This window comes from Synechococcus sp. CB0101 (genome assembly GCF_000179235.2).
Lineage (GTDB): Bacteria > Cyanobacteriota > Cyanobacteriia > PCC-6307 > Cyanobiaceae > Vulcanococcus.
Map to the genome: position 1 here is coordinate 1,878,820 of NZ_CP039373.1, position 22,463 is coordinate 1,901,282.

The window sequence follows — 22,463 nt, forward strand, 5'->3', positions numbered from 1 at the left end:
TTGAGCGACTGGACTCACCGCCATGTGTTGGATCTGGCGGCCTTCTCGCTCGATGATTACGCCACGGTGTTGGAGTTGGCGCAGCGCTTTCGCGTGATGCCGAGCTCCGGTGCGCGCAAGCTGCCGGCGTTGCAGGGCCGGCTGGTCACCACCCTGTTTTTTGAGCCCAGCACCCGCACCCGCAGCAGCTTTGAGCTGGCGGCCAAGCGGCTCTCTGCTGATGTGCAGAGCTTCTCGCCCTCGTCGAGCTCGTTGAGCAAGGGCGAAAGCCTGCTCGATACGGTGCGCACCTATGTGGCTATGGGTGCCGATCTGCTGGTGGTGCGGCACCGCTGCACCGCTGTGCCGGCCTGCCTGGCCCGCGATCTGGATGCCAGCGGTGAGCGGGTGGCGGTACTCAATGGCGGCGATGGCCTGCACAGCCATCCCAGCCAGGGTCTGCTCGATTTGTTCACCCTGGCGCGTCAGTTCAACCCGGAGGCCCCAACCCCGGAAGCCCTGCGCGGCCGCCGCATCGTGATCGTGGGCGACATCCTCCATTCCCGCGTGGCGCGCTCCAACCTCTGGGCGCTCACGGCTTGCGGTGCGGAGGTGGTGCTGTGCGGCCCGCCCACACTGCTGCCCGATGCCTTTGGTCAGTTCGTGGCAGCGCCGCCACCGGGGCAGGCCAGCGATCCAGTGGCCCGGCGATCAGCCATTCGGGTGGAGCGGGATTTCGATCGAGCGCTGCAAGGTGCCGACGCGGTCATGACCTTGCGTCTCCAGCAGGAGCGCATGAACCAGAACCTGCTCACCAGCCTCGAGAGCTATCACCGCGCCTATGGCCTCACGCACGCACGCCTGGAGGCCTGCGGCGCTACCACTCCGGTGCTGCATCCCGGCCCTGTGAACCGGGGGGTGGAGATGAGCGGTGCCCTGCTCGACGATCTCCAACGCTCACTCGTGGACCAACAGGTCACCAATGGCATCGCTGTGCGGATGGCGCTGCTCTATCTGATGGCGGCGAGCTGATCGCGCTTAGAGCAGCTTGAATCCCTCCAGCAGTAGCCCGTAGCAAAAGCCGATTCGGCTCATGTCGAGCAGTTCCAGCCCCAGGCGGTCGCCGCCGCGGCGGAGCAGGGGCTTGCGGGCTCGGATGGCCAGTTCCAGCAGCACCACGCAGATCAGCGCGGCTGGGGGATCCAGGAAAGCGCGTGCACCAATGATGGTGCTCACGGCATTGCCGAGGAAAAACGTGCTAAGCAGCACGATCAACAGCACGGAAAGCCGCCGCCAGGGATTACGGGCCCACTGCTCCAGCCGTGGCCAGGCACCACCGAGGCTCTGTTGAAGCCGGGTGCGCTGCAGTGGGCGGGAGCTGCTCAATCAGCGCTCAGCTGTCGGCGTCTTTCTTACGGGATCCCTTGCCTTCCAGCAACTCCAGCAGCGCTTCCATCTGGGCCATCACACCGCGCACTTCGCCGGCCTCGGGCAGCAGGCCGTCGTCCATCACGCCCTGGTGCATCTCACGCAGCTCCTGGCGGATGTAACGCAGGTGGCTCACCACCTGCTCGCGCTTCGACTGCGACATGCGTTCGACCGGGGACGGACTGATCTGTCCCTTTTACCGCATCGCCCTCTAGCAGAGACTGGGCCATGGTCAGCCTCACGAATCCCACAGCCCTCAGGCAAGGGGCCGCCAGGGCTCACTTTTGGCCGAATTGGGCTTTCGCCTCTTCATAAAAGGCTAAGTCGATCGCGTCGCGGCCGGCCTCTCTCGCCAGGGATTCGATGCGCTTGCGCACGGCCGGGCGGACAAAAAACGGAATCTCCTTGAGCTTGGCTTCGGCTTCAGGGTTCCAGTTCATGGCTGCCGCAGCAGGGCCCAATCAGGTGGATGGAGAATAGGGGACTCGAACCCCTGACCTCTGCGGTGCGATCGCAGCGCTCTACCAGCTGAGCTAATTCCCCGGATGGGCCCCTGGTTGGGCACCGGCGAGAACTTATCAGTCTTTGCTGGTGGCGTTGTCGCCCGGTGTCTCTCCTCCCATGCCCCAGTCCGCCGCCATCACGCCTGAGTTGATCGCCTCGCTGGATGAGGAGTCGGTGGCGGCGCTGGCTCGCCGTCTGGAAGACGACGACTACCCCAATCCGTTTGGTGGTTTGCAGGATTGGCACCTGCTGCGCGCCGTCGCCATCCATCGGCCTGAGCTGGCGCGGCCCTACGTGCACCTGGTGGACCAGGAACCCTTCGATGAGGATTGAGCAGCCGGAGGGCGCCGCTCTGGATCCGCTGGCGGGCCGGCGCATTCTGGTCGGCATCAGCGGCAGCATCGCTGCGGTGAAGCTGCCGTTGGTGGTGAGTGCCCTGGCCAAACGGGGTGCTCAGGTGCGCTGCGTCGTCACTCCCAGTGCGGCCCAGTTGGTGAGCCCTGTGGCCCTGGCCAGTCTCAGCCGCGAGCGCTGTTACCTCGATGCCGATCAATGGTGTCACACGGCGCCGCGCCCGCTGCACGTGGAGCTGGCGGAATGGGCTGAGCTGGTGCTGTTGGCGCCGCTCAGTGCCACCACGTTGGGGCGCTGGGTGCATGGGCTCGGCGACACCTTGCTCGCCTCCACCTTGTTGGCCACGGAGGCGCCGGTGCTGGCCGCCGCGGCGATGAACACCGCCATGTGGGGGGCACCCGCCGTGGCCGCCAACTGGCAACAGCTGCAGCGCTATGAGCGTGTGCTGCCCCTGGGGCCTGCAGAGGGGCTGCTGGCCTGTGATCGCCAGGGCTCGGGGCGGATGGCAGACCCTGAGCTCTTGGTGTTGGCCCTGGAAAGCCTGGCCAGCTGGGGCTGGCAGCGCGATTGGCAGGGGCGCCGCTTGCTGGTGAGCGCCGGCCCCACGCGGGAATGGTTTGACCCAGCCCGCTGCATCAGCAATCCCAGTACAGGCCGGATGGGAGTGCTGCTGGCCCAGGCGGCGCGGCTTCGTGGTGCTGAGGTGGATCTGGTGCATGGCGCGCTCCAGCTGGACCCCTCCTGGTTGGAGGGCCTCAACCTCCATCCGATCGATACCGGTGCTCAGTTGCAGCGGGCGCTTGAACAGCTCCAGCCCCAGGCCGATGCCATTGCCATGGCGGCGGCGGTGGCCGACCATCGGCCGGCGCGCACGCTCAGCTACAAGCCCACAAAAGCCGAGCTGGACGCGGCGATGTGTGGGCCTTGGGAGCCTGTTCCGGACCTTCTGGTGGAGCTGGTGAGCCGGCGGCCAACGGGCCAGCGGATTCTGGGCTTCGCCGCCCACAGCGGGGATGTGCTGCCGCAGGCCCAGGCGAAGTTCGCCCGCAAAGGTTGCGATCTGTTGTTTGCCAATCCGATCGATCAGCCCGATGCCGGGTTTGGCAGCTCCACCAACCAGGGCTGGCTATTGGGGCCTGGTGATGCCGTGGAGCGGCTGGAGCCGATGGGCAAATTGGCCCTGGCCCACCGGTTGATCACCGCTTTGGGGGCTGCGCTTTAAGCCGCCAGGGCGGGGCCGGAGTCGCCGTTCTGCAGGAGGTCCATGAAGGTGCGCAGCTGCAGCCTGGGGATGTAGGGCCAGCCACCGCTCTTCTCCATGCCCTGCAAAAGGTTGAACAGGGCACCGCGATCAGCCGGAAGGCTGGCCCGGAAGGGGCCGTCTTGAATCGAGCGGTGCAACTCCTCCAGGCGGCGCAGCAGCAACAGCAGGGCTTCGGGCTCGCCATCCACTTCATCCGCCAGGGCCTGCAGGCTCAGAAGCTCGGCGCTGAGGCGGGCCTCCCAGTCGCCGGCCGCCAGGCTGCGGGTGGAATCGGTGGTACTGCCTTCGTTCATTCGGTCGGGATCTGCGGCTCTCGCATACAGGTTGTTGAGAGCCGCGACATGGTACGCGGAATGGGCTTTTTGCACCGGTAGTATCCGCAGCGGGCGCACCCCATCCAGAGGTTTTCCCCTGTCAGACCGGCTTCTCCCCATGCGTTTCCGTCCTCTGCTGGCCCTTGTGCTGGCGCTCTGCCTCACCCTTGTGACCGCCTGCAGTGGCGGCGCCAAGGCTGTTGATCGGGCCAACCTCACCTACGACGACATCCACAACACCGGTCTGGCCAACGACTGCCCGACCCTGCCGGATTCGGCTCGCGGTTCGATCAGCCTGGATGCGGGTGCGAAGTATCAGCTGCGTGAGATCTGCATGCACCCCTCTGAGGTTTATGTGAAGGGTGAACCCGCCAACAAGCGCGTGGAAGCTGAGTTCCAGCCCACCAAGATCCTGACTCGCTTCACCACCAGCCTCGACCAGGTGTATGGCGACCTGGCAGTGGTCGGCAATGGCATCAACTTCAAAGAGCAGGGCGGTATCGACTTCCAGATCGTGACCGTGCTGCTGCCCGGCGGTGAGGAGGTGCCCTTCACCTTCTCCAGCAAGGAGCTCGACGCCACCGCTGACGGCGCGGCGATCACCACCAGCACCGATCTGAACGGCAGCTACCGCGTTCCCAGCTACCGCACCTCCAACTTCCTGGATCCCAAGGGCCGTGCCCTTACCACCGGCGTGCAGTACGCCCAAGGTCTGGTGGCTCTCAATGGTCAAGACGACGAGCTCGCCCGCGAGAACAGCAAGCGCTACATCGACGGCACTGGCGAGATGAATCTCTCCATCACCAAGGTGGATGCTTCCACCGGTGAATTCGCCGGCGTGTTCACCGCCGTGCAGCCCTCCGATACCGACATGGGTAGCCACGATCCCCTCGATGTGAAGATCACCGGTCAGCTCTACGGCCGTCTGGAGAAGGCCTGATCCCCACGCTCAGCGTGATCTCGCATCGCTCTCTGACATCACGAGGGGCCTTCCGGGGCCCCTTTTTTCATGCCTTGACGGCCTGGAGCGTGGGGGATGTGAGCGGCGAGGCCTTGCTCTGGGAGAATCGTCCGCAACGATGAACCCCCTGCCGTCATGACGAGCACCGTCGCCTCCTCCAAGGGCCTAATTGCACCCCACGGCGGCAGCCTGGTGGATCTGCGGGTTCCGGCCGAGCAGCGCGACGCGGCCAAGGCTGGTGTGGATCACGTGGTGGAGTGCTCCGACCGCAACGCCTGCGACGTGGAGCTGCTGATGGTGGGCGGCTTCTCGCCCCTGCGCGGCTTCATGCACCAGGAGGATTACCAGTCGGTGGTGGAGACCAACCGCACCACCAGCGGGCTGCTGTTCGGCCTGCCGATCGTGATGGACACCCAACGCGACGACATCTCGGTGGGCCACAAGCTGCTGCTCACCTACCGCGGCCAGGAGCTGGCGGTGATGACCGTGGAGAGCAAGTGGGAGCCCGATAAAGCGCGCGAGGCCGTGGGTTGCTACGGCACCTCCTCACTCGAGCATCCCGCCGTGAAGATGATCGCCACCGAGCGCGGTCGTTATTACCTCGGCGGTGCCATCCAGGGCCTGGAGCTTCCGAAGCGCGTCTTCCCCTGCAAAACGCCGGCTGAAGTGCGCGCCAACCTGCCCGAGGGCCAGGACGTGGTGGCGTTCCAGTGCCGCAACCCCATCCACCGCGCCCACTACGAGCTGTTCACCCGTGCGCTCGATGCCAGCAACGTGAGCGATCAGGGCGTGGTGCTGGTGCATCCCACCTGCGGCCCCACCCAGGACGACGACATCTCCGGCGAAGTGCGCTTCCAGACCTATGAGCGCCTGGCCGCTGAGGTGAACAATCCCCGCATCCGCTGGGCCTACCTGCCCTACTCGATGCACATGGCTGGCCCCCGTGAGGCCCTGCAGCACATGATCATCCGCAAGAACTACGGCTGTACCCACTTCATCATTGGCCGCGACATGGCGGGCTGTAAGTCGTCGATCAGTGGCGACGACTTCTACGGCCCCTACCAGGCCCAAGACTTCGCCCGTGACAACGCCCCCGAGCTCGGCATGGAGACCGTGCCCTCGCTCAATCTCGTGTACACCGAGGAGGAGGGCTACGTGACCGCCGAGCACGCCGATGCCCGCGGCTTGCATGTGAAGAAGCTGAGCGGCACCCAGTTCCGCAAGATGCTGCGCAGCGGCGAGGAGATCCCTGAGTGGTTCGCCTTCCGTAGCGTGGTCGAGGTTCTGCGGTCGGCTGCCTGAGGGCGGTTAACATTCCTTAATCACAGCGGAGATCCAAGTGAAGAAGCGCTGGCGTAATGCAGGCCTCTACGTGCTCCTGGCCGTGGTGGTGATCGCCGTGGGTACGGCCTTCCTCGACCGTCCTGATCCGGCGAACGCGCCGCGCACCCTCCGCTACAGCGACTTCGTGGAGGCCGTTGAGGGCAATGAGGTGTCGCGGGTGCTGATCGCACCCGATCGCGGCACCGCCCAGGTGGTGGAGAACAACGGCCAGCGCGCCGTGGTGAATCTCGCCCCCGACAAAGACCTGCTCAAGCTGCTGGAAGACCACAAGGTCGACATTGCCGTTGAGCCCTCCCGTCAGGCGCAGCCTTGGCAGCAGGCGATCGGTTCGCTGATCTTCCCCTTGCTGCTGCTGGGCGGCCTGTTCTTCCTGCTGCGCCGCGCCCAGGGCGGCGGCGGCAACCCCGCCATGAACTTCGGCAAGAGCAAGGCGCGGGTGCAAATGGAGCCCCAAACCCAGGTCACCTTTGGTGATGTAGCCGGCATCGAGGGCGCCAAGCTCGAGCTCACGGAAGTCGTCGACTTCCTCAAGAACCCCGATCGCTTCACCGCCGTCGGCGCCAAGATCCCCAAGGGTGTGCTGCTCGTGGGCCCTCCGGGTACCGGTAAAACCCTGCTCGCCAAGGCCGTGGCTGGTGAGGCTGGCGTTCCCTTCTTCTCGATCTCTGGCTCGGAGTTCGTAGAGATGTTCGTGGGCGTGGGTGCCAGCCGCGTGCGCGACCTGTTCGAGCAGGCCAAAAAGAATGCGCCCTGCATCGTCTTCATCGACGAGATCGATGCGGTGGGTCGTCAGCGCGGAGCCGGCCTCGGCGGCGGCAACGACGAGCGCGAGCAGACCCTTAACCAGCTCCTCACGGAGATGGACGGCTTTGAGGGCAACACCGGCATCATCATCGTGGCGGCCACCAACCGCCCCGACGTGCTCGATGCGGCGCTGATGCGTCCCGGTCGTTTCGATCGCCAGGTGGTGGTGGATCGCCCCGACTACGCCGGTCGCCTCCAAATCCTCGGCGTGCACGCCCGCGGCAAAACCCTCGCCAAGGACGTCGACCTCGACAAGATCGCTCGCCGTACCCCCGGTTACACCGGCGCTGACCTCGCCAACCTGCTCAACGAGGCCGCGATTCTCGCCGCGCGCCGCGAGCTCACCGAAATCTCCATGGATGAGGTGAACGACGCGATTGAGCGCGTGATGGCTGGTCCTGAGAAGAAGGACCGCGTGATGAGCGAGAAGCGCAAGCGCTTGGTGGCCTACCACGAGGCAGGCCACGCCCTGGTGGGCGCGCTGATGCCCGACTACGACCCGGTGCAGAAGATCTCGATCATTCCCCGCGGCAACGCCGGCGGCCTCACCTTCTTCACCCCCAGTGAAGAGCGGATGGAATCGGGCCTTTACTCACGCGCCTATCTCCAGAACCAGATGGCGGTTGCCCTCGGCGGCCGCGTTGCTGAGGAGATCGTCTACGGCGAAGACGAGGTGACCACCGGTGCCTCCAACGACCTGCAGCAGGTGGCCCGTGTGGCTCGCCAGATGGTGACCCGCTTCGGCATGAGCGATCGCCTCGGTCCTGTGGCCCTCGGCCGCAGCCAGGGCGGCATGTTCCTCGGCCGCGACATTGCCGCTGAGCGTGACTTCTCTGAAGACACCGCCGCAGCGATCGACGAAGAGGTGAGCCAACTGGTGGCTGAGGCCTACAAGCGCGCCACGGCGGTGCTCAACGGCAACCGTGTGGTGCTGGATGAGCTCGCCGAGATGCTCGTGGAGCGGGAAACCGTGGACGCGGAGGACCTGCAGGAGCTGCTGATTCGCAGCGACGTGCGGGTGGCTGAGTACGTCTGATCCCTCCGGCTTGATCAGTGGCCTCCGCCGCCAGCCGTTGCTGGCGGTGCTTAGGCCTCAATCCCTCCAACAGGCTCGCCTGCAGCTCCAGCAGCTGCACCAGGCGGGCCTTTGCCATGCGGAGTTGGCGGTGGATCCCACGCCGGCGTGGGTGGCGATGGCGCGCGAGTTGGTGAGCAACTTCCCCGAGCTGCGCTTGGGAGCAGCATCCGTGCGCTGCTCGGCTGGCCTGGAGGCGGCTCTGCAGGCCGGCCTTGGCTACGTGGTGTCGCCGATCCTCGATCGTGCCCTGCTGGACCAAGCGGCGGCGGCGGCGATCACCCTGGTGCCCGGTGTTTTCAGTCCCACCGAAATCGCCGCGGCAGTGCGTTGGGGCGCACCGGCGGTGAAGCTCTATCCGGCTGTGAGCCTTGGACCTGGCTATTGGCGCTCCCTGGCGGGGCCGTTGCGGCCATTGCCCTTTTGTATTGCAGCCGGAGGCCTCGCGCCTGGTGATGCCAGCGCTTGGTATGCCGCCGGTGTGGATGCCCTGGCGCTGGGGAGCTGCCTGTTTGATGGCGCCCAGCTCGATCCAGCCCTGAGCCAGCTTGTTGTCAACCTGAGATCAAAGTGCTACTCCTGAGATAGACGATGTTGTCTGTATGTCTCAGCTCACGATCAAGCTCAGCGACAAGGCCGATGCCCTGATCGCTCAGCTTCAGAAGGAGATCTTCAATCGCCGCCGTAAGAAGGTGTCGGCCTCCGGCGTGGTGGAGACCTTGGTGGAGAGCGGCGCCAAATCGCAATCCGATAAGCGCTTCGCCACCTCCTGGAAGAACCTGATCAGCGACATCGAAAAGGCGGCCAAGCTCGCCAATGCCCACGGCAGCAAGCCCGCCAATCTCAGCGATGCGGAATGGGCCATGGTGCTCAGCCACCGCGCCCGCTCCGGTAGCCCCAAGGCGGCCGCAAAACCAGCTGCCAAAGCCAGCCGCCGCACCGCCGCGGCTACGCCAGCGACCGCCAAGGCTGCGCCTGCCCGCAAAGCAGCCGCGAAGCCCGCTGCCAAACCAGCGGCGAAGGCCAAGCCCAAGCCCGCCAAGGCTGCCCGTAACCCGGTGAAGAAGGCCGCTGTCAAAGCGGTGCCCAAAGCCAAGGCCGTGGCCGGCGGCTCCTCGGTGGCACGCCGCATGGCGAAGGCGGTGAGTCGTTTGAGTGCTGCATCGCCTGCAGCGCCCAGCAGCAATGGAGTCGCTCAGCTCACACCGGTGAGCTGAGCTCCAACAAGCTCAGTGGTGGATCACCACAGGCTGCACTGACCCTGTTGGCGCAGCAGGTGATCCGCCAGCACCAACGCCACCATCGCCTCCACCATCGGCACGGCCCGCGGCAGCACGCAGGGGTCGTGGCGGCCTTTGGCTTCCAGGGTGGTGGCTTCGCCGCGGTCGTTGATCGTTTGCTGAGCCTTGCGGATCGTGGCGGTTGGCTTGAACGCCACCCGGATCACGATCGGCTCGCCGTTGCTGATGCCGCCCTGAATGCCGCCTGAATTGTTGGTGGCGGTGTGCAGGGAGCCATCGCCGGTGGGCAGGAAGGCGTCGTTGTGCTCGCTGCCTTTCTGCAGCGTGCCCTCAAAGCCGGAGCCGATCTCAAAGCCCTTGGTGGCCGGCAGCGACATCACCGCCTTGGCCAGATCGGCTTCCAGCTTGTCGAATACGGGCATGCCGAGCCCCACGGGGGCCTGACGCACCACGCACTCGATCACGCCGCCGCAGGAATCGCCATCGCGGCCGATCGCCTCGATCCGCTCGATCATTTGCTCCGCCATCGCGGCATCCGGGCAGCGCACGATGTTGGCCTCCACATCGTCGAGTTGCACCGAGCTTGGATCGATCGTGGCTTCCAGGGTGTGAATGCGCTTCACCCAGGCGATCACCTCGGTGCCATTGGCCTTTGCCAGTAGCTGTTTGGCAATCGCACCGGCGGCAACACGGCCGATCGTTTCCCGGGCGGAGGCGCGGCCACCGCCACTGCGCGCCTGGATGCCGTATTTGGCCTGATAGGTCGCGTCAGCGTGGGAGGGGCGGAAGGCCACCTCCATCTCCTTGTAGTCCTGGGGCCGTTGATCCTTGTTGCGCACCACCATGGCGATTGGGGTGCCGAGGGTCACGCCGTCGAGCAGCCCGCTGAGGATCTCAACGCGGTCGTCTTCTTTGCGAGGGGTGGTGATCTTGCTCTGTCCGGGTTTGCGCCGGTCCAGTTCCGCCTGAATCGCCTCGAGATCGAGCTCAAGCCTTGGAGGGCAGCCATCCACGATCACACCCACCCCGCCGCCGTGGGATTCACCGAAGGTGCTGATGCGGAAGAGATCGCCGAAGCTGCTGCCCATGGGCTGAATGCGCTGCAGCGAGCCTACAAACTGGGCTCTGATTGAAGCCTGACGCGCCGGTGAGGAAAGAGGAGCGGGCAGCCCTGATCTTGCAGCGCCTGGAGGAGCATTACCCCACCACACCGGTGCCGCTGGATCACAGCGATGCCTTCACCTTGTTGATTGCGGTGCTGCTCAGCGCCCAATGCACCGACAAGAAGGTGAATGAGGTCACGCCTGCCTTGTTTGCGGCAGGCCCTACGCCCCAGGCCATGGCGGCTTTGCCGGAAGCCACGATCCTCGGCCATATCCGCCAACTGGGTCTGGCCAAGACCAAGGCCCGCAATGTGAAGCGGTTGGCTGAGTTGTTGTTGGAGCGCCACGGCGGCGACGTGCCGGCCAGCTTTCAAGCCTTGGAAGCGTTGCCGGGTGTCGGCCATAAAACGGCATCGGTGGTGATGGCGCAGGCCTTCGGCGTTCCTGCCTTTCCGGTCGACACCCATATCCATCGCCTGGCGCAGCGTTGGGGGCTCAGCAGTGGTGTGAGTGTGACCCGCACAGAAACCGATCTCAAGCGCTTGTTTCCCAAGCACGCCTGGAACAAGTTGCATCTGCAGATCATTTTTTATGGCCGCGAGTTCTGCACCGCACGCGGCTGTGATGGAACGGTGTGTCCGCTATGCCGTGAGTTGTATCCCAAGCGCCGCAAGCCGGTGGCTTGGATCAAAGCCTGACTCGTTGAGCTGCGCCTCCTCCCGAGCCCGGCACCAAGACAACAAAAAGCCCCCGCTTGCGCGGGGGCTTCTGGTTCAACCGTGATTGAACCGTTTTGAGGATCAACCTCAGCCGATGGCGGGGGCAGTCAGAGCCACGGGGGTGGCTTCTGCAGCAGCCAGGTCGAGGGGGAAGTTGTGAGCGTTGCGCTCGTGCATCACTTCCATACCCAGGTTGGCGCGGTTCAGCACGTCGGCCCAGGTGTTCAGCACACGACCCTGGGAATCCAGGATCGACTGGTTGAAGTTGAAGCCGTTCAGGTTGAACGCCATGGTGCTCACGCCCAGGGCGGTGAACCAGATGCCGACCACAGGCCAGGCAGCCAGGAAGAAGTGCAAGCTGCGGCTGTTGTTGAAGCTGGCGTATTGGAAGATCAGGCGACCGAAGTAACCGTGGGCAGCCACGATGTTGTAGGTCTCTTCCTCTTGGCCGAACTTGTAGCCGTAGTTCTGGGACTCGCTCTCGGTGGTTTCACGCACCAGGGAGGAGGTCACCAGGGAGCCGTGCATGGCGGAGAACAGGCTGCCGCCGAACACACCAGCCACACCAAGCATGTGGAAGGGGTGCATCAGGATGTTGTGCTCAGCCTGGAACACCAGCATGTAGTTGAAGGTGCCGCTGATACCCAGGGGCATGGCGTCCGAGAAGGAGCCCTGACCGAAGGGATACACAAGGAACACAGCAGAGGCTGCGGCCACGGGTGCGCTGTAAGCAACGCAGATCCAGGGGCGCATGCCCAGGCGGTAGGAGAGTTCCCACTCACGTCCCATGTAGGCGTAGATGCCGATGAGGAAGTGGAAAACCACCAGCTGGAAAGGACCGCCGTTGTACAGCCACTCGTCGAGGCTGGCGGCTTCCCAGATGGGATAGAAGTGCAGACCAATGGCGTTGCTGCTGGGGATCACAGCGCCAGAGATGATGTTGTTGCCGTACAGCAGGGAGCCGGCAACGGGCTCACGGATGCCGTCGATATCAACCGGGGGAGCGGCGATAAAGGCAACGATGAAGCAGATGGTGGCGGCCAGCAGGCAGGGAATCATCAGAACGCCGAACCAACCCACGTAGAGGCGGTTGTCGGTGCTGGTGACCCACTCGCAGAACTGGTTCCACGCAGAAGCGCCTTGGCGCTGCTGGATGGTGGTGGTCATGAGTACGGGATACGTAGTGCTCAGCAGCCAAGCCCGAATGGACTCGTTGTTGAGCGGGAAGGAAGGACAGGCCGGAAACCCGCCCTGCCACAGATGAATGTAACGGATGTTTGCGCCGTGTGACGCCCGCTTAAGGCTCGAGCTGGCGGGTTCGGCCAGCAGTGGTGCTTATCTCAAGGATCAGCTGTGCTTGTGACCCCAGTGACGGCAGGCGATTTGGTGACTTGGAGTCCCAGCGTCACCCTGGTGCCCACCCATGGCTGCTTCAACGCCTGCGACTACTGCAGCTTCCGGGTTCCCCTCGATCAGGCCGTGCCCCTGGGGCTGCCGGAGGCCAAGGAACAGTTGATGGCGCGCCCGTCGGCAGCTGAGGTGTTGCTCCTCAGCGGTGAGGTCCCTCCCGATTCCCCCACGCGGAAGGCCTGGTTCGCGCGCTTGCGCCAGCTCAGCCGTTTGGCCCTCGCCCGTGGGCGCTTGCCGCACACCAACGCCGGGCCCCTCTCGCGCCACGAAATGGCAGCCCTGGCCCGTCTCAATCCTTCGATGGGGTTGATGCTCGAAGGGGTAGGCCCCGCCTACGACGCCTTGCACCGCCGCGCTCCCAGCAAAACCCTGGCGATGCGGCTGGGGCAGTTGGAGCAGGCCGGCCGGTTGGGGGTGCCCTTCACCACTGGCTTGTTGCTTGGTGTCGGCGAAACGATGGCGGACCGTTCCCGCGCGTTGGAGTTGCTGGCGGTTTTGCAGCGGCGCTGGGGGCATCTCCAAGAGGTGATCCTTCAGCCCTGGCGGCCGGATGGCGAGGCTGCCAGACCCCTCAGTGCCCTGGAGCAGCGCGATCTCCTGGAGGTGATTGCCATGGCGCGGGAGCTCTTGCCGCCCGAGGTTCATCTGCAGACCCCTCCCAATCTCTGGCCCCTCGCCCAGTTGCCTGCGGCACTCGAAGCAGGCATCAACGATCTCGGCGGGATCGACTGCGTGGATGTGATCAATCCGGCCTATCCGCAGCCCACCCCCGAGGTGTTGCGGCAGCTGCTCGCTCCCTTGGGTTGGCGGCTCGAGCCCCGCACCTGCGTGCATCACCATTGGTGGCCCCTGCTGCCTTCCGCCCTGAAACGGCACGTGGAGCAGTGTGCGCGCTTGTTAGCGTCCGATCCGGCCCAGGCCCACGCGCCCCACACCTGACTGCCAGTGCGACACGCCTCCCTGGAGGAACAGCGGGTGCTGCTGGTGCGCCTGCCTTGTAACCCCATCTTTCCGATCGGCCCCGTTTACCTGGCCGATCACATCCACAAACAATTTCCCCAGGTTGAGCAGCGCCTGCTCGATCTGGCGGCGGTTCCGCTTCTGGATGTGGACGCTGTGCTGCGCGAGCAGATCGAACGGTTTGAGCCTTCGCTGCTGGTGTTCTCCTGGCGCGATATCCAGATTTATGCCCCGGTGGATGGGCGCGGCGGCAATCCGCTCCAGAACTCCTTTGAGGTGTTCTATGCCCGCAATCCGCTGAAGCGTTTGCGCGGTGCCATCGGTGGACTGCGCCTGATGGGCTCCTTCTACGGCGAACTGTGGCGCAATCTGCGCTTGGTGCGCCGAGGCCTGCGGGCCGCACGCCGCTTCCAGCCTGAGGCCCGTGCCGTGCTCGGCGGTGGCGCCGTGAGTGTGTTTTACGAGCAGCTGGGTCGCCAATTACCCCGCGGCACCGTGGTGTCGGTGGGGGAAGGGGAGCCGCTGCTGGAGAAGCTGATTCGCGGCGAATCCTTGGAGGGTGAGCGCTGCTTCATCGCTGGCGCGGAGCCCAGGCCCGGGCTGATCCACGAGCAGCCGGCCGGCATGGAGAAAACTGCCTGCGATTACAGCTATATCGCCTCAATTTGGCCCCAGCTCGACTGGTATCTCGACGGCGGCGACTTCTACGTGGGCGTGCAGACCAAGCGCGGCTGTCCTCATAACTGTTGTTACTGCGTGTACACCGTGGTGGAAGGCAAGGCGGTGCGCGTGAACCCCGTGGAGGAGGTGATCGCCGAGATGCGTCAGCTCTACGCCAAGGGGGTGCGGGGCTTCTGGTTCACCGACGCGCAGTTCATCCCGGCTCGCCGCTACATCGAAGACGCCAAGGAGCTGCTGCGGGCGATCCAGGCCCAGGGCTGGAGCGACATCCGCTGGGCTGCCTACATCCGTGCCGACAACCTCGACGCCGAGTTGGCGGAGCTGATGGTGGCCACGGGGATGGATTACTTCGAGATCGGCATCACCTCCGGCTCCCAGGAGCTCGTGCGCAAGATGCGCATGGGCTACAACCTGCGCACCGTGCTGGAGAACTGCCGCCTGTTGGCCCGGGCTGGTTTCCGAGAGCACGTGTCGGTCAACTACTCGTTCAACGTGATCGACGAGCGTCCGGAGACGATTCGCCAGACGGTGGCGTACCACCGCGAGCTGGAGCGCATTTTCGGAGCCGACAAGGTGGAGCCGGCGATCTTTTTCATTGGCCTCCAGCCCCATACCCACCTGGAGCAGTACGGCTTCGATCAGGGTCTGATCAAGCCGGGCTACAACCCGATGAGCATGCTCCCCTGGACCGCCCGCCAGCTGCTCTGGAATCCCGAGCCCATGGGCAGCACCTTCGGTCGCATCTGCCTGGAGGCGTTTGAGCGCAACCCCGCCGATTTCGGGCGCACGGTGATGGATCTGCTCGAGCGCGATTACGGCATCGCCCCCCTGGAGGAGGCGTTGCATGCTCCGGTGGAGGGCCGGCGCGCCTTGGCGACCGCCACCCGCTGATTAGCTCTGCGGCAGGTGCAGTTCGGCCTGCAATCCCCCAAGCTCGGAGCTATTCAGGGCAAGCCGCCCACCGTGCAACTGGCAGCAGCGTTCCACGATGGTGAGCCCCACGCCCGAGCGGTTGCGTTGCTGCCGGTCGTCGGCGGGGGCGATGCGGGGCATACCGAGCAGATTGGCGCTGCTTAGACCGCGACCGCTGTCTTCCACCAGCAGCACCACGTAGTGGCGCTGCTGCTCGGCGGCCAGCCGGATCGGAGGGGCGCCGTAGCGAATCGCGTTGTCGATCAGGTTTTGCAGGGCTCGCTCGATCAGGGCTTGATCCAGACGCACCAGCAGCCGTGGCACGGCCAGATCAATCGGCTGCTGGGGATAGCTGGCTGCCACCCGTTCACACAGTTCATCGAGGGCGCTCAGCCGCGGCCGGAAGGGTTCGGTTTGCTCGCCGGCGGCCTCCTGCAGCAGGTGGGTGAGGCTGATCAGTCGATCGATCTCCACCCGCAGCTGCGGTAGGGCCTCGCTCCAGGCGGTGGCTTCGCTCGGTTGGTCCTCCAAGCGCTCCACCCGCATCGACAAACGGGTGAGCGGGCTGCCCAGGTCATGGGCCAGGCCCTGCAGAAAACGGCGCCGTGATTCGTACTGTTGATTGAGCTGCTCGAGCACGCGGTTGATGCGAATGCTCAGTTCGCGCATCGCGCCCATGCCCCCTTCCGGTACCAGCTCCAGCTCGCCGGAGGGCATGGCCGGCAGTTGTCTGAGCAGTTGTTGGATCGGACGTTGCAGCTGCCACTGCAGAAATAGCGCCATTCCGCTGCTGCCCCCCAGCAGCAGGCTCCCGATCCGGATCGCTGGCCAGAGCCAGGGCAGGGCGGTGCCGGGGCTGGCATAGACCCATAGCAGTGGCTCTGCTGCGGTGGAGCGCTGCACCGCCAACCAATAGCCCCCGAGCCAGCTGCGTTGGCTTGGAGGATCGCGGCGCAGGGGCCCGGCTAGCCCCTCATCCTTGAGGCTGCTGCGTAGGGCGTCGGCTTCTTGCCCTGCGGCAGGAAGGCTCTCCGGCGGCGGTTGTACGGCGGCCCAGATGCGCAGGGGGCGTTGTTGCCCGCGGCTGGCGGGCTGTCCTTGTAATTGCTTGGCCTGGCGCGTCAGGCTCAGGCTGATCGCCTGGGTGGTGGTGGTTTGCAGCAGCTTGGGCATCCCCAGGCTGAGCAGAGCGAAGCTGCCCGCCCAGGCACTGGCCACGCAGAGGAGCAAGCGCAGGCTGTCGCTTCCCGTGAAGCCTCGAAATCGGTTGGCCCCCGCCCCCATCCGTTCAGGCCTGGGGGTCGATCTGCACGTCGGCGTTCAGGCGATAACCCCGGCCGCGCACCGCTTCGATCATGCGGCCGCTGCCGCGCTTGCAGCTGTTCAGCAATTTCCGCAGCTTGGAGATGCGCACATCGATGCTGCGGCTGTTGGTGGCATCCACCAGGCTGCCGGTGGCCTGGCAAAGCTGTTCGCGCTCAAAGGCAATGCCGGGTGAGAGGCAGAAGAAGCTGAGCAGCGAGGCATCACCTCGGCTGAGGCTGTTCACCACGCCCGTAGGGCCCTGCAGTTCCAGCCGAGCTGGATCAAACACCAAGGTATTGATCCGGAAGATCTGCTCGGGTGGCCGTTGGGGCGTGAGTTCGCGGCGGTAGTCGAGCAGGCGCTCCAGCCGCAGCTGCAGCTCACGCCACAGGAACGGTTTGGCCATGTAGTCGTCGGCACCGGTTTCCAGGCCTTCGATGCGTTCATCAGCGGCCCCCAGTGCCGAGAGCATCAGCACCGGGAAGCGATGGCCCTGCTCGCGCAAACGCTCCAGCAGGTGGGTGCCGCTCTGGCCGGGCAGCAGTCGATCCAGCACCAGCACGTGGGGCATCTCGTCGTGCAGCGCCTGATCAAGGCCATCGCCGTCTTCAAAGCTGCGGGTCTGCCAGCCGCAGCTGTTGAAGCGCTCCTCCAGCAGAGAGAGGAGGTCGCGATCGTCGTCCACCACCCACACCCGGGCATCGGGGTGGTTCGAGGTCGCAAGCCGTTGGGCGGTGGTTGCCGTCATGGTGCGCTGGAGCTGCTGGTTGTATTCCACCAAGGCCGGCGGGCCAAGAGCAACAGGCTGAGGCCGAGCATGCCGATCCAACCCCCGATCGGGTTATCGGGACCCATCAGCCAGGCCGGGGTTCCAGGTGGGATCAGCACCAGTCCTTGATGCAGCACAAACCAGCCGCCCACCAGGCCGCCATGCAGGCCAATGGCCCCCCAGATCAGCCCTCCATCGGCCCGGCGTTGCAAGCCCAGGGCCAAGCCGAGCAGCAACAGGCCGATCAGCAGGCCGATCAGCAGCACAGGAGGCAGGTTGAAGCGCGTGTGCACCAGGCTGAACAGGCCTGCTTGCAGCCAAAGTGCACGCTGGCGCCCAAGCAACAGGCTGAGTTCTCCGAGAAGCCAACCGCGAAACAGCAGTTCTTCCGCGAAGGCCACCCCCAGCCCGAGGGCGGCGGCGTTCAGCAACAGACCCGCATTGAGGCGGGGCATCCAGCTCAGCTGCCCCGTTAATGCCAATGCCACCAGTACCAGGGCCAACAGGGCGGCGGCCTTGAACACACCTCGCAGCAGTGCCTTGAGCACCGCAGCGGGGTTGCCCCTCACCCCCAGGCGTCGCCAGGGTTCGGGGTCATCCCAGCAGCGACGCACGCGCCTGGGCAGCGTGACCAGCAGGGCTCCTACGGCCGCCAGCGCCGCCAAGCTGGCCTGCAGCGCACTGGGCACACCCAGCGCTTGCAGCAGCAGCTGAAATCCCAGAAACACAGCCACCAGTGCAGCTGGGTAGAGCACGGTGCTCCACCAGTGCAGCTGCGGACCGGTGGCGTGGTGCATCAGCTTTCCGGTTCGATCGTGCTGGTGAGCCCTTTGGCTTTGAGCGTTTCGCTGTAAAACTCCGCCGGCTCGATATCGCACACGATCACCAGGCCCACGCCAGTGTTGTGGGCCTCCAGCATCACGGCGATGGCGTCTTGCTCGCTGAGCGAGGGCACCACCTGCCTCAGGGTGCCCACCACGTATTCCATGGTGTTCACCGGGTCGTTGTGCAGCAGCACCTTGTAGCGGGGCGAGGGCTTGCGCACCCGCTCCGGGGCTTTCTCCATCACGGCGCCGCCGCCGCTTTCACGGCCGGGCGTTTGGGTGGCGGTGAAAGCGGCTGTGCAGGGGGTGGATCGAGGCATCCAGTCCAACTCCGGCATCACGACAGCGGACTTTAGGCAGCAACTCAGGCCGCAGCGGCTGCTGGAGCCAGGGCGGCCTGGATGCGACGCATCGCTTCCAGCACGTTCTCGCGGCTGTTGAAGGCCGAGAGGCGGAAGTAACCCTCGCCGGCGGCGCCGAAGCCGCTGCCGGGGGTGCCCACCACGTTGGCCTGGTTGAGCAGCAGATCGAAGAAGCCCCAGGAATCCACGCCCTCAGGGGTTTTGATCCACACATAGGGGGCTTGCTCTCCGCCGTACACCTGCAGGCCGGCGGCGCTCAGCTCGCGGCGAATAATCGCAGCGTTCTCCATGTAGAAGCTGATCAGGGCCTTCACCTGGGCCTGGCCTTCAGGGGAATACACCGCTTCGGCGCCGCGCTGCACGATGTAGCTCACGCCGTTGAACTTGGTGCACTGGCGGCGGTTCCACAGGGCCCACAGCTCCACCGCTTCCCCATTGGCGGCGGTGCCCATCAGGCCGCGGGGCACCACGGTGAGGGCGCAGCGGGTGCCGGTGAAGCCAGCGTTTTTGGAGAAGGAGCGGAATTCGATCGCGCACTCGCGGGCGCCTTCGATCTCATAGATCGAGTGGGGCAGCGCGGGGTCCTGAATGAACGCCTCATAGGCCGCATCGAACAGGATCAGGGCGCCGTTGGCACGGGCGTAGTCCACCCAGGCCTTGAGCTGTTCCTTGGTGGCCACCGCACCCGTGGGGTTGTTGGGGAAGCAGAGGTAGATCAGATCCACCTTCTCGCTCGGGATCTGGGCGGTGAAGTTGTTGGCGGCGTTGATCGGCAGGTAGGTGAGCCCGCCGTACTGGCCGGCGTCATCGGCATCGCCGGTGCGGCCCGCCATCACGTTGCTGTCCACATACACCGGATACACCGGGTCGGTGACGGCGATGCGGTTGCCTTCGCCCAGGATGTCGAGGATGTTGGCGCTGTCGCACTTGGAGCCGTCGGAGACGAAGATCTCCTCGGCGCTGATCTGGCAGCCGCGGGCCTGGAAATCGTGCTGGGCGATGGCCTCACGCAGCCAGAGGTAGCCCTGCTCGGGGCCATAGCCGTGGAAGCCTTCGCGGGTTCCCATTTCATCCACCGCGGCCTTCATGGCGTTGCGGCAGGCCTCGGGCAGCGGTTCGGTCACATCGCCGATGCCCAGGCGGATGATCGGGGCGTTGGGGTTGGCTTCGCTGAAGGCCTTCACCCGCCGAGCGATCTCGGGGAAGAGATAACCAGCCTTGAGCTTGAGGTAATTGCCGTTGACCTGGGCCATGTCGCGACTGGGCCACGCGGGCCCCTTGGGTACTGGGCGCGATTGTCCTATGCGGTGGTGGCCTTCCGGGGTGCACCGCTGCATACGATCGATGCAGCGCTGCCGCCGCCACCGTGACTGTTGCTCCCGCTCAGCCGGTGGATTTCGAGGCCTTGGTGGATCGCACCATCGCCAAGCCGGGCCGCTACCTCGGCAATGAGCTCGGCGTGCAGCCGCGCGACTGGGATCAGGCCTGGCCGGCCGCTGGCGTGCGCTGGGCGCTCACCTACCCCGAGATCTACGAGGTGGGGTCGAGCAACACCGGTCACATCATTCTCTATTCGATTCTGAACAGCGTTCCGGGTCAGCTGTGTGATCGCAGCTATCTGCCTGGCCCGGATCTGGCGGAGCGGTTGCGTGCCCGCGGTGAGGCCCTCTTTGCGGTGGAAAGCCGCAGGCCCCTCCCCGCGTTCGACATTCTCGGGTTCTCGCTCAGCTACGAGCTGGGCGCCACCAACATCCTCTCGATGCTGGAGCTGGCCCAGGTGCCGCTCCGGGCCGCTGATCGCGGTGATCTCCCCCTATCGGATCCGGCGGCTCCGCCGCTGATCTTTGCCGGCGGCCCCACGGCCACCAGTAACCCCGAGCCATTCGCGGCCTTCTTCGACTTCGTGGTGCTGGGGGATGGCGAAGAGGTGCTGCCGGAGATCGGGCTGGTGGTGGCCGAAGCCAAGGCCGCTGGCCTGAGCCGGCGCGAGCTGTTGATCGATCTGGCGCAGGTGCCGGGTGTGTATGTGCCGGCCCTCTACGGCCCAGCTGCCGATGGCGTGACCCAAGTGCCGCTGCTGGCAGGAGTGCCAGAGCGGGTGCTGCGGCGCACCGCCACGCCGATGCCCCACTACGCCATGGGGTTGGTGCCCCACATCGAAACGGTGCACGACCGGCTCACGGTGGAGATTCGCCGCGGCTGCACCCGCGGCTGCCGCTTCTGCCAGCCCGGCATGCTCACGCGCCCCGCCCGCGATGTGGAACCCGAAGCGGTGATCGAGGCGATCGAAACCGGCATGGAGCGCACCGGCTATTCCGATTTCTCGCTGCTGTCGCTGAGCTGCTCCGATTACCTCGCCCTACCGGCCGTGGGGGTGGAGCTGCGCAACCGCCTCGCCGATAAAAATGTGAGCCTCACGCTGCCCAGTCAGCGGGTGGACCGCTTCGACGAGAACATCGCCCACATCCTCGGGGGCACCCGCAAGGCGGGCCTCACGTTTGCACCGGAAGCCGGCACTCAGCGCCTGCGCGACATCGTGAACAAGGGCCTCACCGACGAGGAGCTGCTGCGCGGGATCCGCACCGCCATGGAGAACGGCTACCGCAAGGTGAAGCTCTATTTCATGATCGGTCTGCCAGGGGAAACCGATGCCGATGTGATTGGCATCGCCGACACCTGCCGCTCGCTCCAGCAGCAGTGCCGTGATCTGGGGCGCCTGGAGCTGAACCTCACCATCAGCAATTTCACCCCCAAGCCCCACACGCCCTTCCAGTGGCACAGCGTGAGCACGGCGGAATTCCAGCGCCGTCAGCAGCTGCTGCGCGATGAGCTGCGGCGGATGCGTGGCATCAAAACCAACTACACCGACATCCGCCTCTCCGCGATGGAGGACTTCGTCGGCCGCGGTGATCGCCGCTTGGCGCCGGTGATCGAAGCCGCCTGGCGCGCCGGCGCCGGCCTCGATGCCTGGTTTGAGGCGGCCGATCGCACCTATGAGGCCTGGACCTCCGCCATTGAGGCTGCGGGCCTCGGGGGGCGCTACCGCGACCTGGAGATGGGCGAGTGGAGTGCCGCCGAAGGGATGGATCCCGACGATCTGGCCGCCTTCTGCAGCCAGCCTCTGCCTTGGGATCACATCGATTCCGGTGTGGAGAAAACCTGGCTGGCAGAGGATCTGCGCCAGGCCCTGGCCGCGGCCGTGGTGCCGGATTGCTCGTTTGAGGGCTGCAGCAGCTGCGGGGTGTGCGGCCCCGAGTTGGGCCACAACGTGGTGGTGCCGCCGCCGCCGATTCCGGAGCAGCGGCCCCAGCGGGCGCCGGCCAGTGATCGGGTGGCGCGGCTGCGCTTCCGCTTCAGCAAAACCGGCTCCATGGCCCTGCTCAGCCACCTCGATCTGGTGCGGCTGATGGAGCGGGCCCTGCGCCGTAGCGGTCTGCCGGTGAGCTTCACCGGTGGCTTCCATCCGCTGCCGAGGGTGCAGTTCGCCTTGGCCTTGCCGCTGGGGGCGGAGGCCGACGGCGAATGGATGGACATCGAATTCACCCGAGGGTTGGATCCGGCGGAGGCCCTGCAGCAGCTTCAGCCCCAGTTGCCCGAGGGCTTTGCGCTGTTGCAGGTGGAGCCTGTGGCGGTCTCTGGCGAGAGCTTGTCGCAGGAGCTGGTGGGTGCCCATTGGCAGCTGGAGTTGCGCCCTGCAGTGGATCGCTGCGAAGCGGCGCTCTGGCAGGCGGCGGCTGCAGCGCTGCTCGCCAGCGAGAGCTGGATCTGGCACGACACCGACAAAAAAGGTCGGCCGCGGCAGCGCGACTGCCGCCCCTTCTTGAAAAGCCTGGATGTGACCGCGGCGGCCGACACCGTGCAGGTTCGCTACGGCGCTGTGGTGGATCCGGCCGGCCGCAGTTTGCGGCCGGAGCAGCTGCAGCACTGGTTTGCCCAACAGCTTGATACCGAGCTGGAGATGGTGAGCCTGCGCCGTGAATCCCTGCAGCTTCGGCAGAGCTGAAACCCCTGAAAACACCCGTGCTAGCGTGCGTTCACCGGTTCAACCAGAAGCAGGCTTAGCCAATCAGCTCTGCTATCGCTTCGGGTTCCGCATCAGTTTTCACGAACCTCTCTTCCTGAAAGCTGCCCGATGCGGCGCCGGCAGACG

At 65.4% G+C, this 22,463-nt stretch carries 23 protein-coding genes and 1 tRNA gene; 12 read left to right on the forward strand and 12 right to left on the reverse strand.

The genetic code is table 11. The features are described 5' to 3' along the window. On the forward strand, window positions 1-1,011 hold the full coding sequence (locus CB0101_RS10040) for an aspartate carbamoyltransferase catalytic subunit (protein ID WP_010311959.1): 1,011 nt from the start codon (window positions 1-3) through the stop codon (window positions 1,009-1,011). Window positions 1,012-1,017: 6 nt separating this feature from the next. Here the strand turns inward: CB0101_RS10040 and CB0101_RS10045 are convergent, their stop codons facing one another. From CB0101_RS10045 to CB0101_RS10060, 4 genes are all read right to left on the reverse strand, one after another. Further along, the gene (locus CB0101_RS10045) at window positions 1,018-1,365 is read right to left on the reverse strand and encodes a DUF565 domain-containing protein (RefSeq protein ID WP_010311958.1); all 348 of its coding nucleotides are present in this window, start codon (window positions 1,363-1,365) and stop codon (window positions 1,018-1,020) included. A gap of 7 nt (window positions 1,366-1,372) precedes the next feature. Further along, window positions 1,373-1,570, reverse strand: coding sequence for a hypothetical protein (locus tag CB0101_RS10050; protein ID WP_010311955.1), 198 nt, complete (start codon window positions 1,568-1,570; stop codon window positions 1,373-1,375). A 115-nt stretch (window positions 1,571-1,685) separates the two neighbouring features. Beyond that, on the reverse strand, window positions 1,686-1,847 hold the full coding sequence (locus CB0101_RS10055; RefSeq protein ID WP_010311953.1) for a PCP reductase family protein: 162 nt from the start codon (window positions 1,845-1,847) through the stop codon (window positions 1,686-1,688). A gap of 30 nt (window positions 1,848-1,877) precedes the next feature. Then, window positions 1,878-1,950: transfer RNA gene (locus CB0101_RS10060), tRNA-Ala, on the reverse strand. 78 nt (window positions 1,951-2,028) lie between these two features. On the opposite strand from CB0101_RS10060, the gene CB0101_RS10065 reads away from it, so the two are divergent. Then, complete coding sequence (locus CB0101_RS10065; protein WP_010311950.1) at window positions 2,029-2,244, forward strand: DUF2555 domain-containing protein; 216 nt, start codon at window positions 2,029-2,031, stop codon at window positions 2,242-2,244. Then, window positions 2,234-3,487: a bifunctional phosphopantothenoylcysteine decarboxylase/phosphopantothenate--cysteine ligase CoaBC gene (gene coaBC / locus CB0101_RS10070; RefSeq protein ID WP_010311948.1), complete on the forward strand. Its 1,254-nt coding sequence runs from the start codon at window positions 2,234-2,236 to the stop codon at window positions 3,485-3,487. Before CB0101_RS10065 ends, coaBC begins: the two co-directional genes overlap by 11 nt. Here the strand turns inward: coaBC and CB0101_RS10075 are convergent. After that, window positions 3,484-3,822, reverse strand: a complete 339-nt coding sequence (locus tag CB0101_RS10075; RefSeq protein WP_010311946.1) for a hypothetical protein — start codon at window positions 3,820-3,822, stop codon at window positions 3,484-3,486. The genes coaBC and CB0101_RS10075 overlap by 4 nt on opposite strands. A gap of 139 nt (window positions 3,823-3,961) precedes the next feature. Here CB0101_RS10075 and CB0101_RS10080 point away from each other — a divergent pair, with 139 nt between their 5' ends. The 5 genes from CB0101_RS10080 (at window position 3,962) to CB0101_RS15415 (ending at window position 9,244) form a co-directional block, all read left to right on the forward strand. Then, window positions 3,962-4,783, forward strand: coding sequence for a photosystem II manganese-stabilizing polypeptide (locus tag CB0101_RS10080; RefSeq protein ID WP_010311944.1), 822 nt, complete (start codon window positions 3,962-3,964; stop codon window positions 4,781-4,783). A gap of 156 nt (window positions 4,784-4,939) precedes the next feature. Then, a complete protein-coding gene (gene sat, locus CB0101_RS10085) occupies window positions 4,940-6,106 on the forward strand; it encodes a sulfate adenylyltransferase (protein ID WP_010311942.1) in 1,167 nt (388 codons plus the stop codon). Window positions 6,107-6,143: 37 nt separating this feature from the next. Then, window positions 6,144-7,988 (forward strand): ATP-dependent zinc metalloprotease FtsH3, encoded by a 1,845-nt coding sequence (ftsH3, locus tag CB0101_RS10090; RefSeq protein WP_010311939.1) that lies wholly within the window; start codon window positions 6,144-6,146, stop codon window positions 7,986-7,988. Between the two features lie 10 nt (window positions 7,989-7,998). Then, on the forward strand, window positions 7,999-8,610 hold the full coding sequence (locus CB0101_RS10095) for a bifunctional 4-hydroxy-2-oxoglutarate aldolase/2-dehydro-3-deoxy-phosphogluconate aldolase (RefSeq protein WP_010311937.1): 612 nt from the start codon (window positions 7,999-8,001) through the stop codon (window positions 8,608-8,610). Window positions 8,611-8,629: 19 nt separating this feature from the next. After that, a complete protein-coding gene (locus tag CB0101_RS15415) occupies window positions 8,630-9,244 on the forward strand; it encodes a hypothetical protein (protein ID WP_010311935.1) in 615 nt (204 codons plus the stop codon). 23 nt (window positions 9,245-9,267) lie between these two features. On the opposite strand, the gene aroC is transcribed toward CB0101_RS15415, so the two are convergent. Further along, window positions 9,268-10,356, reverse strand: coding sequence for a chorismate synthase (aroC, locus tag CB0101_RS10105; RefSeq protein WP_010311934.1), 1,089 nt, complete (start codon window positions 10,354-10,356; stop codon window positions 9,268-9,270). A gap of 59 nt (window positions 10,357-10,415) precedes the next feature. Between aroC and nth the strand changes: the two genes are divergently transcribed. Beyond that, entirely contained in the window at window positions 10,416-11,069 is a 654-nt protein-coding gene (nth, locus tag CB0101_RS10110; protein ID WP_010311931.1) for an endonuclease III, read from the forward strand. Window positions 11,070-11,177: 108 nt separating this feature from the next. Here nth and psbA read toward each other — a convergent pair whose 3' ends face one another. Beyond that, window positions 11,178-12,257 (reverse strand): photosystem II q(b) protein, encoded by a 1,080-nt coding sequence (gene psbA / locus CB0101_RS10115; protein ID WP_136644032.1) that lies wholly within the window; start codon window positions 12,255-12,257, stop codon window positions 11,178-11,180. Between the two features lie 216 nt (window positions 12,258-12,473). On the opposite strand from psbA, the gene cofG reads away from it, so the two are divergent. Together cofG and CB0101_RS10125 are read left to right on the forward strand one after the other, a co-directional pair. Then, window positions 12,474-13,439 carry a 7,8-didemethyl-8-hydroxy-5-deazariboflavin synthase subunit CofG gene (cofG, locus tag CB0101_RS10120; RefSeq protein WP_371413628.1) on the forward strand — a complete coding sequence of 322 codons (966 nt, stop codon included), beginning with the start codon at window positions 12,474-12,476 and terminating at the stop codon, window positions 13,437-13,439. Window positions 13,440-13,445: 6 nt separating this feature from the next. Further along, window positions 13,446-15,032 (forward strand): photosystem II high light acclimation radical SAM protein, encoded by a 1,587-nt coding sequence (locus tag CB0101_RS10125; RefSeq protein WP_010311919.1) that lies wholly within the window; start codon window positions 13,446-13,448, stop codon window positions 15,030-15,032. On the opposite strand, the gene CB0101_RS10130 is transcribed toward CB0101_RS10125, so the two are convergent. The 5 genes from CB0101_RS10130 to CB0101_RS10150 are packed head-to-tail and all read right to left on the reverse strand — an operon-like array spanning window position 15,033 to window position 19,566. Further along, on the reverse strand, window positions 15,033-16,337 hold the full coding sequence (locus CB0101_RS10130; protein WP_010311918.1) for a sensor histidine kinase KdpD: 1,305 nt from the start codon (window positions 16,335-16,337) through the stop codon (window positions 15,033-15,035). A gap of 4 nt (window positions 16,338-16,341) precedes the next feature. Further along, the gene (locus CB0101_RS10135; RefSeq protein ID WP_010311916.1) at window positions 16,342-17,106 is read right to left on the reverse strand and encodes a response regulator transcription factor; all 765 of its coding nucleotides are present in this window, start codon (window positions 17,104-17,106) and stop codon (window positions 16,342-16,344) included. Beyond that, window positions 17,103-17,924 (reverse strand): type II CAAX prenyl endopeptidase Rce1 family protein, encoded by an 822-nt coding sequence (locus CB0101_RS10140; RefSeq protein WP_010311914.1) that lies wholly within the window; start codon window positions 17,922-17,924, stop codon window positions 17,103-17,105. Before CB0101_RS10140 ends, CB0101_RS10135 begins: the two co-directional genes overlap by 4 nt. Continuing rightward, window positions 17,924-18,271: an ATP-dependent Clp protease adapter ClpS gene (gene clpS, locus CB0101_RS10145; RefSeq protein ID WP_050778817.1), complete on the reverse strand. Its 348-nt coding sequence runs from the start codon at window positions 18,269-18,271 to the stop codon at window positions 17,924-17,926. The genes CB0101_RS10140 and clpS overlap by 1 nt, the downstream gene beginning before the upstream one ends. A gap of 44 nt (window positions 18,272-18,315) precedes the next feature. Next, window positions 18,316-19,566, reverse strand: a complete 1,251-nt coding sequence (locus CB0101_RS10150) for an LL-diaminopimelate aminotransferase (RefSeq protein ID WP_010311911.1) — start codon at window positions 19,564-19,566, stop codon at window positions 18,316-18,318. A gap of 113 nt (window positions 19,567-19,679) precedes the next feature. On the opposite strand from CB0101_RS10150, the gene CB0101_RS10155 reads away from it, so the two are divergent. Beyond that, a complete protein-coding gene (locus CB0101_RS10155) occupies window positions 19,680-22,316 on the forward strand; it encodes a TIGR03960 family B12-binding radical SAM protein (protein WP_010311910.1) in 2,637 nt (878 codons plus the stop codon). Window positions 22,317-22,463 lie beyond the last annotated feature (147 nt).

Excerpts from the sequence above, each read along its gene's own strand:
- CB0101_RS10050 (WP_010311955.1), bottom strand. The coding sequence starts at position 1,570 with ATGTCGCAGTCGAAGCGCGAGCAGGTGGTGAGCCACCTGCGTTACATC.
- sat (WP_010311942.1), top strand. The coding sequence starts at position 4,940 with ATGACGAGCACCGTCGCCTCCTCCAAGGGCCTAATTGCACCCCACGGC.
- CB0101_RS10055 (WP_010311953.1), bottom strand. The coding sequence starts at position 1,847 with ATGAACTGGAACCCTGAAGCCGAAGCCAAGCTCAAGGAGATTCCGTTT.
- coaBC (WP_010311948.1), top strand. The coding sequence starts at position 2,234 with ATGAGGATTGAGCAGCCGGAGGGCGCCGCTCTGGATCCGCTGGCGGGC.
- aroC (WP_010311934.1), bottom strand. The coding sequence starts at position 10,356 with ATGGGCAGCAGCTTCGGCGATCTCTTCCGCATCAGCACCTTCGGTGAA.
- CB0101_RS10150 (WP_010311911.1), bottom strand. The coding sequence starts at position 19,566 with ATGGCCCAGGTCAACGGCAATTACCTCAAGCTCAAGGCTGGTTATCTC.
- CB0101_RS10135 (WP_010311916.1), bottom strand. The coding sequence starts at position 17,106 with ATGACGGCAACCACCGCCCAACGGCTTGCGACCTCGAACCACCCCGAT.
- clpS (WP_050778817.1), bottom strand. The coding sequence starts at position 18,271 with ATGCCTCGATCCACCCCCTGCACAGCCGCTTTCACCGCCACCCAAACG.
- CB0101_RS10080 (WP_010311944.1), top strand. The coding sequence starts at position 3,962 with ATGCGTTTCCGTCCTCTGCTGGCCCTTGTGCTGGCGCTCTGCCTCACC.
- CB0101_RS10065 (WP_010311950.1), top strand. The coding sequence starts at position 2,029 with ATGCCCCAGTCCGCCGCCATCACGCCTGAGTTGATCGCCTCGCTGGAT.
- CB0101_RS10075 (WP_010311946.1), bottom strand. The coding sequence starts at position 3,822 with ATGAACGAAGGCAGTACCACCGATTCCACCCGCAGCCTGGCGGCCGGC.
- CB0101_RS10130 (WP_010311918.1), bottom strand. The coding sequence starts at position 16,337 with ATGGGGGCGGGGGCCAACCGATTTCGAGGCTTCACGGGAAGCGACAGC.
- CB0101_RS15415 (WP_010311935.1), top strand. The coding sequence starts at position 8,630 with ATGTCTCAGCTCACGATCAAGCTCAGCGACAAGGCCGATGCCCTGATC.
- psbA (WP_136644032.1), bottom strand. The coding sequence starts at position 12,257 with ATGACCACCACCATCCAGCAGCGCCAAGGCGCTTCTGCGTGGAACCAG.
- CB0101_RS10140 (WP_010311914.1), bottom strand. The coding sequence starts at position 17,924 with ATGCACCACGCCACCGGTCCGCAGCTGCACTGGTGGAGCACCGTGCTC.